General features: G+C 66.8%; 11 protein-coding genes. 6 read left to right on the forward strand and 5 right to left on the reverse strand.

Annotated features, from left to right (window positions below):
- Positions 1 to 490 precede the first annotated feature (490 nt).
- The gene (gene uriH, locus QMK22_RS16595; protein ID WP_283498760.1) at positions 491 to 1,441 is read right to left on the reverse strand and encodes a uridine-preferring nucleoside hydrolase UriH; all 951 of its coding nucleotides are present in this window, start codon (positions 1,439 to 1,441) and stop codon (positions 491 to 493) included.
- Positions 1,442 to 1,645: 204 nt separating this feature from the next.
- Between uriH and QMK22_RS16600 the strand changes: the two genes are divergently transcribed.
- From QMK22_RS16600 to QMK22_RS16610, 3 genes are read left to right on the forward strand one after another with little or no spacing between them, the layout of a single operon-like run.
- Positions 1,646 to 2,764 carry an adenosine deaminase gene (locus tag QMK22_RS16600; protein ID WP_283498761.1) on the forward strand — a complete coding sequence of 373 codons (1,119 nt, stop codon included), beginning with the start codon at positions 1,646 to 1,648 and terminating at the stop codon, positions 2,762 to 2,764.
- A gap of 31 nt (positions 2,765 to 2,795) precedes the next feature.
- Complete coding sequence (locus QMK22_RS16605) at positions 2,796 to 3,245, forward strand: PTS sugar transporter subunit IIA (RefSeq protein WP_283498762.1); 450 nt, start codon at positions 2,796 to 2,798, stop codon at positions 3,243 to 3,245.
- Positions 3,242 to 3,517, forward strand: a complete 276-nt coding sequence (locus QMK22_RS16610; RefSeq protein ID WP_283498763.1) for a PTS sugar transporter subunit IIB — start codon at positions 3,242 to 3,244, stop codon at positions 3,515 to 3,517. Before QMK22_RS16605 ends, QMK22_RS16610 begins: the two co-directional genes overlap by 4 nt.
- A 114-nt stretch (positions 3,518 to 3,631) precedes the next feature.
- Here the strand turns inward: QMK22_RS16610 and QMK22_RS16615 are convergent, their stop codons facing one another.
- A complete protein-coding gene (locus QMK22_RS16615; protein WP_283498807.1) occupies positions 3,632 to 5,365 on the reverse strand; it encodes a phospho-sugar mutase in 1,734 nt (577 codons plus the stop codon).
- A 566-nt stretch (positions 5,366 to 5,931) separates the two neighbouring features.
- The gene (locus QMK22_RS16620) at positions 5,932 to 6,765 is read right to left on the reverse strand and encodes a purine-nucleoside phosphorylase (RefSeq protein ID WP_283498764.1); all 834 of its coding nucleotides are present in this window, start codon (positions 6,763 to 6,765) and stop codon (positions 5,932 to 5,934) included.
- 182 nt (positions 6,766 to 6,947) lie between these two features.
- On the opposite strand from QMK22_RS16620, the gene QMK22_RS16625 reads away from it, so the two are divergent.
- Complete coding sequence (locus QMK22_RS16625; protein ID WP_283498765.1) at positions 6,948 to 8,384, forward strand: NAD(P)H-quinone dehydrogenase; 1,437 nt, start codon at positions 6,948 to 6,950, stop codon at positions 8,382 to 8,384.
- A 443-nt stretch (positions 8,385 to 8,827) separates the two neighbouring features.
- Here the strand turns inward: QMK22_RS16625 and QMK22_RS16630 are convergent, their stop codons facing one another.
- Both QMK22_RS16630 and QMK22_RS16635 read right to left on the reverse strand, forming a co-directional pair.
- On the reverse strand, positions 8,828 to 10,600 hold the full coding sequence (locus tag QMK22_RS16630) for an acetyl/propionyl/methylcrotonyl-CoA carboxylase subunit alpha (RefSeq protein WP_283498766.1): 1,773 nt from the start codon (positions 10,598 to 10,600) through the stop codon (positions 8,828 to 8,830).
- Between the two features lie 79 nt (positions 10,601 to 10,679).
- Positions 10,680 to 11,366 (reverse strand): Maf family protein, encoded by a 687-nt coding sequence (locus QMK22_RS16635; protein ID WP_283498767.1) that lies wholly within the window; start codon positions 11,364 to 11,366, stop codon positions 10,680 to 10,682.
- A 113-nt stretch (positions 11,367 to 11,479) separates the two neighbouring features.
- Here QMK22_RS16635 and QMK22_RS16640 point away from each other — a divergent pair, with 113 nt between their 5' ends.
- Both QMK22_RS16640 and QMK22_RS16645 read left to right on the forward strand, forming a co-directional pair.
- Positions 11,480 to 12,799 (forward strand): class I SAM-dependent RNA methyltransferase, encoded by a 1,320-nt coding sequence (locus tag QMK22_RS16640; protein ID WP_283498808.1) that lies wholly within the window; start codon positions 11,480 to 11,482, stop codon positions 12,797 to 12,799.
- Between the two features lie 38 nt (positions 12,800 to 12,837).
- Entirely contained in the window at positions 12,838 to 13,545 is a 708-nt protein-coding gene (locus QMK22_RS16645; RefSeq protein ID WP_283498768.1) for a response regulator transcription factor, read from the forward strand.
- The last annotated feature ends 20 nt before the right edge of the window (positions 13,546 to 13,565 follow it).

Consider the following 13,565-nt stretch of genomic DNA (forward strand, 5'->3'; position numbering starts at 1 on the left):
AACACGGGTGACACCACACAGCTTGACATCGCGCGCGCGCGGGAGTTGCGCCTGTGCGGGGGTGGCGCACGTCCCGCGCACTGGCGCACCTCCCGCGCATCGCGATCAGGGGCAGGGGCGAGGCCATGTGATCGTGAACGGATGCCGCCGCACCCGCAACACCGGTACCCGCCTCGCCAGTCCCTGCAACACCGGTACCCGCCGCACTGCCCATGCTGTGGGCCGTGAGCTGGGCGGCGAGCATGACGAGCCCGAGAGTGTTGGAACAGGTGCAGGGCGTTCGCGGGCCGGACGCGCCCCGATCCCGGACCCAGGCCGGGGACCACCAGACCCCCCGCCCCCGCGCAGGGACCTGCCCCTACCGTGACCTGCCCCTACCGTGCCCGGGCCCGGGCCCGGCAACTGGGCCCACGATAGATCATGGGCCCAGTTGCATAACATGGGCCCAGACGCGTCCGGGGCCCGACCGCGCTCGGCGCGCCCCGCCGGCCTAGGCCTGGTCCGGGTCGCCGATGCGCTCGAGGGCGTCCACGATCAGTGCCCAGAACTTCTCGTGATCGAGGTCGACGGCTACCTGCGTGGTGCAATCGGCCGGGGCCGGCGCCCGAAAATCGGCCACGGTCATGCCGAGCGTCAGGGTACCGGCCAATTCCACGTCGAGGGGAGCCTTGCGTACGGTGATCACGGTCGGGTCGATCACGTAGGCGACCGCGCACGGATCGTGCACCGGCGGGTAATCGAAACCCTGGGCATCCTTGTAGGTATGGGCGAAGAATTCGAGCAACTCGCCGACGAAGCGGGCCGGCGCCGTGCCGATAGCGGCGATGCGCCGGGCGACGTCGGGGGTGGCAAGGGCCTGGTGGGTCAGATCCAGCCCGATCATGGTCAGCGGCCACTTCTCGTTGAATACAATGTGGGCGGCCTCGGGGTCGATCACAATATTGAATTCCGCGGTGGCCGACCAGTTGCCCACGTGATAGCCGCCGCCCATGAGCACAACCTGCTTGACCCGTTCGACGATGCGTGGCTCCTTGCGCGCGGCGAGGGCAATATTGGTCAGGGCGCCGGTGGGCACGAGGGTGATCTCGCCGGGTTCATGCGCCATGATCGTGTCGATGATGAGGTCGACGGCGTGCCGTTGATCCAGCTCGAGGGTTGGTTCGGGCAGCACCGGACCGTCAAGGCCCGACTCGCCGTGAATGGTCGGTGCCGTCTCGATCTGCCGCACCAGCGGGCGCGGGCATCCGGCCGCGAACGGTACCCCGGTGATGCCGGCCACACGTGCGACGGCCAGTGCGTTGCGGGTGACTTTGGCAAGCGTCTGGTTGCCCATGACCGTGGTCACGGCAACGAGATCGATGTTCGGGTTGCCGTGGGCGAGCAGCAACGCGATCGCATCGTCATGGCCAGGGTCGCAGTCAAGAATTATTTTGGTGGGCACACTCGAGCCTAAGTCCTCGCGCCGACGCTTTCCGGGCCCGGGCCCGGAAACCGGGCCCACGTTAGATCATGGGCCCCGTTGCCGGGCCCGGGCCCGGTGCATCAAAGAGGGGGAGAATCTCCCATGGTCCGCTCAGAACGGCTCCGATAGGCTGGACGCGCGGCTGTAGTTCACATCCGCCCCCGTACCGAGGAGCTTGTTCGTATGACTTTGATCGAGGAATTCCTCATGCCCGGCGGCGGCACGAGCATCAACACCCTGCCCAAGATTTCGCTGCACGATCACCTCGACGGTGGCCTGCGCCCGCAGTCGATCATCGAACTGGCCGACTCCATCGGATTTGTGCTTCCCACAACGGATGCCGGCGCGCTCGGTGAATGGTTCGCCGACCAGTCCAACGCCGGCTCGCTCGTGGAATACCTCAAGACCTTCGACGTCACCACCGCGGTCATGCAGACCCGCGAGGGCCTCAGCCGGGTCGCCCGCGAATTCGTAGAAGACCTCGCCGATGACGGCGTGATCTACGGCGAGATCCGGTGGGCGCCCGAGCAGCACACGGCCCGCGGACTCACCCTCAACGACGCCGTCGAAGCCGTGCAGGACGGCATTGAAGCCGGCATCGAGAACGTCGAGCAGTCGGGTCGCAGCATCCGCATCGGCCAGCTCATCACCGCCATGCGTCACGCCAACCGCAGCCTCGAAATCGCCGAGCTTGCTGTGCGCTACCGTTTCGACGGCGTCGTCGGATTCGACATCGCCGGTGCCGAGGCCGGCTTCCCGGCCAGCAACCACCGTGCCGCCTTCGACCTGCTGGCCCGCGAATTCATGCCGGTCACCGTGCACGCCGGCGAGGCCGACGGACTCGACAGCATCCGCAGCGCCCTGTTCGACGGGCGCGCGCTGCGCCTCGGCCACGGTGTGCGCCTCGCCGAGGACGTCACCATCGAACGCCAGGACGACGACAACACCTTCGTCACGCTCGGCCCGGTGGCGCAATGGGTGCGCGACCGTGAGCTTCCGCTCGAACTGAGCCCGTCCTCGAACCTGCAGACCGGAGCGGTCGCAGCGTGGGGCGAGGACCTGTTCGACCACCCGTTCGATCTGCTCTACCAGCTCGGCTTCAAGGTCACCGTCAACACCGACAACCGCCTGATGAGCGACACCACCCTGACCCAGGAACTCGCTCTGCTGTCGGATGCCTTCGGCTACGACCTCGGCGACCTCGAGACGTTCCAGCTCAACGCGGCCCACGCCGCGTTCCTGCCGCTCGAAGACCGCGAGGAACTCGTTGAAGCCATCGAAGCCGGCTTCGGCGACGCCTGACGCCAGCTCGCCCGCTGATCCGAAAGTGACCATGCCACTCCCGCACCTTCCGCTTGATGCCATCACCATCGGCGCTCATGTCGACGACTGGCCGGCCGCGATCACGGCCGCCGGTGACGCCCTCGTGCGTTCCGGCGCCGCCACATCCGCTTACACCGATCGCATGATCGCGGTGATTGCCGAGTTCGGCGCCTACATCGTGATTGCTCCGGGCCTGGCGCTCGCGCATGCGCGCCCCGGAGCGGATGTTCTCGCCGATGGGCTCTGCGTTGTTACCCTTGCCGAGCCGGTCGCCTTCGGACACCCGCACAACGACCCGGTCAGCGTGATCGTCGGTCTGGCCGTGGCCAACGCCGACGACCACCTGCAGTTCGTCGCCGAACTCGCCAATGTGTTCAATGACCCCGCTGTGATTCCCGCGCTGGCCAGTGCGGCCACCGCGGAATTCGTGCAGAGCGTGTTCGAGAAGATCGATTCATGAAGATTGTCGTGATGTGCGGCATCGGCCTGGGGACCTCGGCCATTCTCAAAGTCAACGCTGAGCGAGCCCTGGAACGACTGGGCATCGACGCGGACGTTCAAGCCACGGATGTTGCGGGCGTGAGTGTGGCGGCCGCTGACGCTCAGGTCATTCTGACGTCGTCGGAGCTCGTCGAGGCGATCGGCAAGACCAACGCCGATGTCATCGTCATCAACAACTACTTCGACGTCGACGAACTGGCCGCCAAGCTCGAAGTAGCCTTGGGCTCCTAGCTCCTCCTGTTTCCGGGCCCGGGCCCGGAAACCGGGCCCATGATAGATCATGGGCCCGGTTGCATAAGGTGGGCCCGGGCGGGCGGGGCCGAATGCCCGCAGGCCGGTGCAGCGTTAGGCGATCAGCTCGCGCATTCCGCGGTCGAGTTCGTCCAGGGCGGCCTGCGCGGCCGCGCGACGCTCATCCAGGGTGCCCACCTTGCTGCGCGTGTCGATATAGACCTTGAGCTTGGGTTCGGTGCCGCTCGGGCGCACCATCACGCGTGATCCATCGGTCAAGCGGATGCGCAACACGTCGCTCGGCGGCAGGTCACCGAATCCCCAGCGAAAGTCATCGATCTCGTCCACGCGAATGCGTCCGACGTGAGTGGGCGGGGACTCGCGCAGGCGGGTCATCACCAAGGCGATCGTGGACAACTCGCTCACCCGCACCGAGATCTGCCCCGACGCGAAGTGTCCGAACTTCTCGCTGAAGCGGTCGAGATAGCCGGCCAGGGTCGTACCCTCCGACTTGAGGTCGCTCACGAGCGAGAGCAGTGCGACCGCGGCCGAAATTCCGTCTTTGTCGCGCACGGTGTCGGGATTGACCAGATAGCCGAGCGCCTCTTCGAAGCCGTAAACCAGATTCGGCACCCGGGAGACCCACTTGAAGCCGGTGAGGGTTTCTACGAAACGCAGACGGTAGGCATCCGCTACCGCGCGCAGCGAGGGGGACGAGACGATTGAGCAGGCCAGCGTGCCGGCGTTCTCGGCGAGGCCGTCGTCGGTGGTGAGGCCGTCGTCGGTGTCGAAAGTAGGGGAGGCAGCCAGCGCGGCGGCCCGCCAACCGAGGATGGCGCCAACCTCATTGCCGCTCAGCCGGCGGTAACCGCTGGCGCTGGACAGGTCGGGAATGGCCACGGCGAGGCGGTCGGCATCCGGATCGTTGGCGATAATGAGCTCGGCGCTCACCTCCCGTGCGGTCTCATAGGCGAGATCCAACGCGCCGGGCTCCTCCGGGTTCGGAAATGCGACGGTCGGAAACGCGGCGTCCGGGGCGATCTGCGCGTCGACGAGAGTCGGCAGGTCGAATCCGGCCTTCACGAGCACCCGGCGGGTGGTGTCCCAGCCCACGCCGTGCATGGCGGTGTACACCGAATTCACCTGTGCGCGCGGCGTGTGGGCGATGCCCGCCGTGGCGCTGATGTAGGCCAGCACGACGTCTTCTTCGGCGGTTTCGTACTGGCCGCGCGGCAGGAGCGGCACCTGTTCGTCGGCGGCGACGCGCAGAATCTCGTCGGAAATCGCCTTATCGTCGGGGGAGACAATCTGCGCGCCGTTGTTCGCGCCGCCCAGATACACCTTGTAGCCGTTGTCGTTGGGCGGATTATGCGAGGCGGTCACCATTACGCCGCAGCTCGCGTCGAGGTGCCGCACCGCGAAGGCGAGCACCGGCGTGGGCAGCAGACGCGGCAAGAGGATGGCGCGCACCCCGGCGCCCGCCATAATCGCCGCCGTGTCGGTCGCGAAGACGTGCGAGTTCTTGCGTCCGTCGTAGCCGATGACCACCGACGGGGTTACCCCGGTCACGGCGTGCCGCCAGAGGTAGGTGGCCAGGCCGGCCGCGGACTGCGACACCAGAACGCGGTTCATTCGGTTCGGTCCCGCAGAAATCTCGCCACGCAGTCCGGCCGTGCCGAACGCCAGCCGGGTATCGAACCGGGAGTGCAGCTCGGAGAGGGCCACGGTGTCGCCATCATCGACGGCATTGATGAGCGCACGCAACTGGGCCTGCGTCTCGGGATCGGGATCCTGGTTCAGCCAGGCCCGGGCCGTCTGCAGCAGGGCGGCGGTGCGGTCGCTCGGGATATCGGGCTTTTCCTGATCGACCGGCGCGGTCGCAAGGTCATCCACCTCGCCGCCACGGGCGCCCTCGCCGGTGGCTGCACCGTCCGGCGTGCCATCGGGCGTGATCGTCGAAATCGCCACCGTCGGTGCTGAATCGTCGCTGTCGCTGTCGCTGTCGCTGTCGCTGTTCTGCACGATCGTCTGGATAGCGATGGTCGGCTCCGAGCCGGCATTGTCGCTGTCCTGCACGATCGGCATGGCGCGGGTCGGAGTTTGGATCTCGTCGGCCTCGTCGGCCTCGTCGGCCGCGTCGGCCGTGTCGGCCGCAGCGTGAGCAGCAGTTGCAGCGCCGTCGCCGTCGCCGCTGTCAGCGTCAGCAGCGTCAGCAGCGTGAGCAGCGGCGTCAGTCTCTGCGTCGGCGTGGGTGCCCGCGTGCGTCATGGGCGGTGTGACGGGTGGCGTGACGGGCGGGGTCGCATCCACGGGCGGGCCGGAGTGGCGACCGCCGGTGCGCTCGGCCGGCCGCTCGGCCGGCTGCTCGTCGTTCTCATCGTGACGGTCCGCGCCGGTCACGTCGTCGGCGCCGGTCACAGCGCGGCTACGATCCGCGCGAGGAGCGCGCTGATCACGGGCTCGGCCAGAGCGCCGGCCTCGATGACTTCGCCATGACTGAGCGGTGTGGTCTGAATGCCGGCGGCGAGGTTGGTGATGAGTGAGAGACCCAAAACCTCCATGCCGGACTGCCGGGCCGCGATGGCCTCAAGCGCCGTCGACATCCCCACGATATGGCCGCCGATCGTCTTCGCCATCTGCACCTCGGCGGGCGTCTCGTAGTGCGGCCCACGAAACTGGCAGTACACACCCTCGTCCAGCGTCGGGTCGATGCCGCGCGCCAGATCGCGCAACCGCTTCGAATACAGGTCGGTCAGGTCAATGAAGGTCGCACCCTCGAGCGGTGAATCAAAGGTCAAGTTGATGTGGTCGCTGATCAGTACCGGCGTGCCCGGTGTCCACGACTCACGGATGCCGCCGGCCCCGTTGGTCAGAATCATCGTTGTCGCCCCGGTCGCCGCCGCCGTGCGCACGCTGTGCACGACCCGGCGCACGCCATGACCCTCGTAGTAGTGCGTGCGGGCGCCGATCACGAGAGCGCGCTTGCCGCCGGGCAGCAAAATGGAGCGCAGCGTGCCCGCATGGCCCGCCAGCGCGGGGGCGCTGAAGCCGGTGATGTCCGCCGCATTCACGGTGTGTGTGGTCTCGCCGATCAGGTCGGCCGCCTTCGCCCAGCCGCTGCCGAGCGTGAGAGCGATGTCGTGCCGCGCCACTCCGGTGATGCCGGCGATCTCCGCGGCCGCCGACTTCGCTGCCTCAAACGGATCTGTTTCGGGCAGGTCTAGCGGGTTGATCTCGTTCGTGAACATTTCACTACTCTAGAACCCCGATGATCGCAGCGGAGATTCTGCGCGCAATCCGTGCATCAGCGCACCAAACGATCGACAAGACACAAAACCGGTCGCTTTTAGCCCAGTTCGGGGCACAAACCGGGCTGGAGCGGCGTTCACGCGGTTTTGCGGGTGCTGCGCGGGTTGAGAGAATAGAGCACATGGCCTATGAGTTCGAACGCAAGCAGCGCATTGCAGTACTAGGTGGAGGGCCCGGCGGATACGAAGCGGCCATCGCCGGAGCACAACAGGGTGCCGACGTCACCCTCATCGAAAGCGTCGGTGTTGGCGGTTCGGCCGTCATAACCGACGTCGTCCCCTCCAAATCGCTGATTGCCACGGCCGAGGCCTCGAACTCGATCGGAGAAGCCACCGATCTTGGTGTGCAATTCTTCGTGCGCGGCGAAACCGGAAAGCCCCTGCGGCCGGAGGTCGCCATCAACCTGGCCGCCGTGAACAAGCGTCTGCTCGCTCTCGCCCGCCAACAGTCCGAAGACATGAAGGCCACCCTCATTCGGGCCGGCGTGCGCTACGTGCAGGGGCACGGACGCCTTGACGGCACCACCGGCATCATCGTCGCCACCTCCGGCGACGCGACCGGCACCGACTTCGACCGGATCGACGCCGACACCCTCGTCGTCTCCGTCGGAGCCAGCCCCCGCGTGCTGTCCTCCGCGCTGCCCGACGGTGAGCACATCCTCACCTGGACCCAGTTGTACAACCTCAAGGCCATTCCGGAGCACCTGATCGTGGTCGGCTCCGGCGTCACCGGCGCCGAATTCGCATCCGCTTACCGCGCCCTCGGCGCGAAGGTCACCCTCATCTCCAGCCGCGACCAGGTTTTGCCCGGGGAAGACGCCGACGCCGCCAACGTGATCGAAAACGTCTTCAAGCGCAACGGGATGACCGTGCTCTCCAAATCGCGCGCCTCCTCGGTGGAACGCACCACGCACGGCGTCGTCGCCACCCTCGAAGACGGACGCACGGTCGAGGGCAGCCACTGCCTCATCGCCGTCGGCTCCATCCCGAACACCGCCAATATCGGCCTCGAGCAGGCCGGCGTGCAGATCACCGACTCCGGACACATCCAGGTGAACCGGGTCGCCCGCACCTCGATTCCCAACATCTACGCGGCCGGCGACTGCACGACCGAAATTCCGCTGGCATCGGTGGCCTCGATGATGGGCCGCACCGCGGTGTTCCACGCCATGGGCGACACCGTGAACCCGATCGAGATTCGCAACGTGGCCGCGAACATCTTCACCCAGCCCGAGATCGCGACCGTCGGGTACACCCAGAAGCAGATCGAAGACGGCCTCGCCCAGGGTGAGATCTACAAGCTGCCGCTCTCGTCGAACCCGCGGGCGAAAATGATGGGAATCAAGGACGGCTTCGTGAAGCTGTTCGCCCGCACCGGCAGCGGCACGGTCATCGGCGGCGTCATCGTCGCCCCCAAGGCCAGCGAGCTCATCTTTCCGCTCGCTCTCGCGGTTGAGCACCGCCTCACGGTCGACGAGGTCGCTCGCACCTTCCCGGTCTACCCTTCCCTCACCGGCTCCATAACGGATGCCGCGCGAGCGATGCACGTCGTTCTCTAGTCCTTGAGGCGGTCACGAGTTTTTTGGTGAGGACGCCGCTGGAAACGGGTCATCCGCTCCCCGCTCAAACATTGCGATGTTCCGGTGGCCTTGCGCGAAAGGCGTGCGCAAGACCGCCGAAACACCGCAAAACTCGCAACTCCGCGAACAACCCGTTCCCCTCGGCTGGGTACAGCGAGGGGAGCCACAGAGATGGGTTGCGGCGGTTTACCGTGCTGTTTCGCGAGCTATCTGCGAATCCGGGCGGGGGCGGGGTATTCGCGGGGTGACGAGTTATGCCGGTTTTCAGGAAGGGATCCGAACGCTTTTCTCGGATCTCTTCCTGGAAACTGGCATTGTTTGAGCTGAGGAGCGGATGCCCTGCCCCCAACCCCGTCTACGAAAGCATGCGGCAGTCTCGGAAACGGGCGGCCGACTCGAAAACGAGGCGCGCGGGCGGAAGGCTAGGCGGCGTCGGAGACTGTGAGCAGAACGCTGCCGGAGGAGACCGTCTCGCCGACGATGGCAGCGACGTTACCGACCGTGCCGTCGCGGTGGGCGACGAGCGGCTGCTCCATCTTCATGGCCTCGAGCACGAGCAGCAGGTCGCCTTTGACGACAGTGTCGCCGGCGGCGACGAGCAGCTTGACGATGGTGGCCTGCATCGGCGCCTTGATGGCGTCTCCGGTGGCGGTGTCGACGGCGTGCAGGTCGCTGCGGCGCTTGGGCGCTGGGCCGACCGAGCGGGCACTCGCGCCGCCGGGCAGCAGGCGGGTGGGCAGGGTCACCTCGATGCGGCGTCCCTCAACCTCCACGACGATGCTGTGACGTTTCTGCGGGCCGACGGCATCTTCCATGCTGCCCGTCCACGGTTCGATATCGTTGTCGAACTCGGTCTCGATCCAGCGGGTGAACACGGTGAACGGCTTGCCGTCGGTCGGCGCGAACGCGGGGTCACGTACGACCTTGCGGTGAAAGGGCAGCACGGTCGGCAGCCCGGCAACCTCGAACTCGTCGAGGGCCCGGCGAGAACGTTCGAGGGCTTCCTCGCGGGTCGCGCCGGTGACGATCAGCTTGGCGATGAGCGAGTCGAACGATCCGCTGATCACGTCGCCGGACTGCACGCCGGTGTCAACGCGCACACCGGGGCCGCCCGCCGGCTTGAACACGTGCACCGGGCCGGGTGCTGGGAGAAAGCCGCGGCCGGCATCCTCGCCGTTGATGCGAAATTCAAAGGAGTGGGCGGATGCGACGGGGTCGCCGTAGGTGAGGGCGCCGCCCTCGGCGATGCGGAACTGTTCGCGCACCAGGTCAATACCGGTGACCTCTTCGGAGACGGTGTGCTCGACCTGCAGACGGGTGTTGACCTCGAGGAACGACACCGTTCCGTCCTGGCCGATGAGAAACTCGCACGTGCCGGCGCCGAGGTAGCCGACCTCCTTGAGGATGGCCTTGGACGCCCGGTACATTTCGGTCGTCTGCGCTTCGGTGAGAAAGGGCGCCGGCGCCTCTTCCACGAGCTTCTGGTGCCGGCGCTGCAGCGAGCAGTCGCGGGTGGAGACAACGACGACGTTGCCGTACATGTCGGCGAGGCACTGGGTCTCGACGTGGCGGGGGGAGTCAAGGTACTTCTCCACGAAGCACTCGCCGCGGCCGAAGGCGGTGATGGCCTCACGGGTTGCGGAGTCGAACATCTCGGCGACTTCTTCGCGGGTGCGGGCCACCTTGAGGCCGCGTCCGCCGCCGCCGAAGGCGGCTTTGATCGCCACGGGCAGGCCGTGCACATCAACGAAAGCGAGCACCTCGGCGGCATCGGTGCAGGGGTTCAGCGTGCCGGGCGCCATCGGTGCATTGACCTTCTCGGCGATGTGCCGGGCCGAGACCTTGTCGCCGAGCTGTTCGATCGCCTCGGGAGACGGGCCGATCCAGATCAGGCCGGCGCCGATCACGGCACGGGCGAAGTCGGCGTTCTCGGCGAGAAAGCCGTAGCCCGGGTGCACGGCGTCAGCGCCGCTGCGCCGGGCAATGGAGAGAATCTTCTCGATGACCAGGTAGGTTTCGGCGCCGGACGTGCCGTCGAGACCATACGCCTCGTCAGCGAGACGGGCGTGTAGGGAATCGCGATCCTGGTCGGCGTAGACGGCGACAGAGAGAATTCCACTGTCTTTCGCGGCACGGATGACCCGAACGGCGATCTCGCCTCGGTTGGCGATGAGGACCTTCGTTATGAGTGACACAATCACCTAGCCTATTGCCCACCACCACATCCACTTTGGTTCTCTCCAACAAAAAGACCCGGCAGATTCTTGCGGATGTCTACAAGCCGAGCGCTCCCGACCGGTTCCACAGGGTCGGCCACTCGTGTCCGAGGGAGCGCACCAGCCGCCGGAGCGTGGGCAGCGAGAGCCCCACCACGGTCGACGGATCGCCGACGATGCTCGAAATAAAGGGGGCGCCCAAGCTGTCGATGGTGAATGCTCCCGCAACGTACAGCGGCTCACCGGTCGCGATATAGGCATCCAGCTCGGCGTCGTCGAGGTCGTCGGCGAAGGTCACCTCGGCCACCGCAACCGCGCCGATCGCCCGGCCGGGCCGGCCGTTGATCACCTCGATCAGCCAGTGGCCCGAGTACAGCGTGCCGGTGCGCCCGCGCTGGCGCTCCCAACGTTCCCTGGCCGCGGCCGCGGTGTGCGGCTTGCCGTAGATCACGCCGTCGAGCACGAAGACCGAGTCGCCGCCGAGAACCAGGCCGTCGAGTGCGAGAGTGTCGAGAAGCGTTCTGTTTTGCGGTTCGGTCGGCGGCGCGGATGTTGCCGCTTCCGCTTTCGCGCGCGCCAACAATTGCACGAGGGCTCTCGGTTGCAGGGCTGCACCGGCCGCCGCTTCGGTCTCTGCCACGACCCGGGCCTCATCGACATCGGGGTTGATCAGCACCGGTTCGATGCCCGCCGCGCGCAACAGGGCGAGCCGGGCGGGTGACGTGGAGGCCAAATAGAGGCGCATGGGGTCCTTCGTGTCGGTGAGCTGGTGCATCCATTCAAGCAGGCGATCCGCGTCGAACCGCGTCAAACGGGGCAGCCGGTGAGGGGGTGTGGGATCATCAGTAGATGAGCAACATGAGTCACCAGCCCGCGAACCCCGCCCCGACACCCTCCGTGACACCGAGTGCAAATGTCGGCGATGAGCTGGAGCTGGACATCACCAACGTCGCCCACGGCGGAATTTTCATCGCCCGCCACGAAGGCCGCGTCATTTTCGTCAGCGACACCCTTCCGGGGGAACGCGTGCGCGCCCGACTCACCGAGGCCAATCACAAGAGCTTCTGGCGGGCCGAGACGGTTGCCGTCATCGATGCCGCCCCCGAACGGCAGCCGCACATCTGGAGCGCGGCATCCATTGATCGCGCGCCGGAAGACCGCGCCGGCGGGGCCGAGTTCGGTCACATCGAACTCGGCTTTCAGCGCGAGCTCAAGCGCCAGGTTCTCGCCGATGCGCTGCAGCGCATGGCCGGGCTGGAAACATCCGTTGTGGTCGAGCCGGTCGCGGTCAGCGCGAAATCCAGCCCCGGCGACGCGATGGACGGCACCGGATGGCGCACCCGGGTGAGCCTGCACGTGGCCGACGACGGAACCATCGGCCCCTACGCGGCACGCAGTCACCGGGTGATTCCGGTCGATGACCTGCCGCTCGCCGAGCACGAGCTCGAACTGCGCGCCCCGCTCGACACCCTCTTTCACAACGCAGCCTCGGTTGATCTGGTCGCGCCGAGCAAGGGCGATGTGCAGGTGCTGGTGTCGGCCAAGGACGCCAACGGCAAGCCCAAGCGCGTGCCGCACGGCCTGATCCACGAGATCGTGGCCGATCGCGAGTTCGAACTGGACCGTTCCGGCTTCTGGCAGGTGCACTCGATGGCGGCCGACACGCTGTACCACGCCGTGCAGGGCATCATCGATCCCGAATCGTTCGACCCCCGCGCTTCCAACCTCGACCTGTACGGCGGAGTCGGCCTGCTCGCGGCGGCCGTCGGCGATAAATTCGGCCCGACCACCCGCATCACCACGGTGGAGAGCGACCCCGAAGCGGTTGCCTTCGCCGCCCGCAACCTCAAAGAATGGGCCGGCGCTACCGCCGAGGCCGACCGCGTCGACCGTTTTCTGCAACGACTGCTGCGTGAAGCGGATGCTGCCGAGCTGGCCCGACTCGCCGCCGCCACCGTGGTGCTCGACCCGCCGCGTTCCGGTGCCGGCAAAGCCGTCGTCGACCAACTCGTCGCGCTGGCACCGGCACAAATCGTCTACGTGGCCTGCGACCCGGTTGCTCTGGCCCGCGACGTGTCGCTGTTCCAGAAGCAGGGGTACCGGTTGCGCACGCTGCGTGCCTTCGACCTGTTTCCCAATACTCATCACGTCGAATCCGTCGCACTGCTCTGCAAGTAGCTATCGTTGAGACCAGACAACCTGAAGGCAGCCACACCGTGAGTGACGCAGCAACTGATCCCGCACCATCCGCCCCCGCCCAGGCACCCGTTCGCGTCGGCATCGTCGACGACCACGAGTCGGTGCGATTGGGCCTGCAGGCCGCCTGCGAGAACGCCGGCTACGAAGTACTGTTCGCGGCGGCGACGGCGCAAGAGCTCGTTGACGGCCTCGCTGGTCGAAAATGTGACGTGATCGTGCTTGACCTCTCGCTCGGCGACGGCTCGCTCGTGACCGATAACGTGCACCTAGTGCAGACCACCGGCTCTGCCGTGCTCGTGCACAGCATCGCCGACCGCGTCGCCTCGGTACGTGAGGCCCTCGCGGCCGGAGCGGCCGGAGTCATCCCGAAATCCTCGCCGACCACCACGGTGATGGCCGCCGTCGCCTCGGTGGCCCGCGGTGACGTGCTCAACAACCTCGAGTGGGCTACGGCCATCGACGCCGACCGGGACTTCGCCAAGGCGCAGCTCGGCCGCCGTGAACGCGATGTGCTGCACCTCTACGCCTCAGGACTGCCGCTCAAAATGGTGGCCATGCAGCTCGGCATCGCGCATTCCACCGCTCGCGAATACCTCGACCGCATTCGTGTGAAGTACGTCGAGGTCGGGCGCCCCGCCCCCACCAAGGTCGACCTGCTGCGTCGTGCCGTCGAAGACGGAATCCTGCCCGGGCTCGACGCCACCGAAGCTGACCGCGGTGTCTAAACGGGCCGCCCATCGGGGCG

It is taken from the genome of Cryobacterium sp. PH29-G1, assembly GCF_030063365.1.
Classification (GTDB): domain Bacteria; phylum Actinomycetota; class Actinomycetes; order Actinomycetales; family Microbacteriaceae; genus Cryobacterium.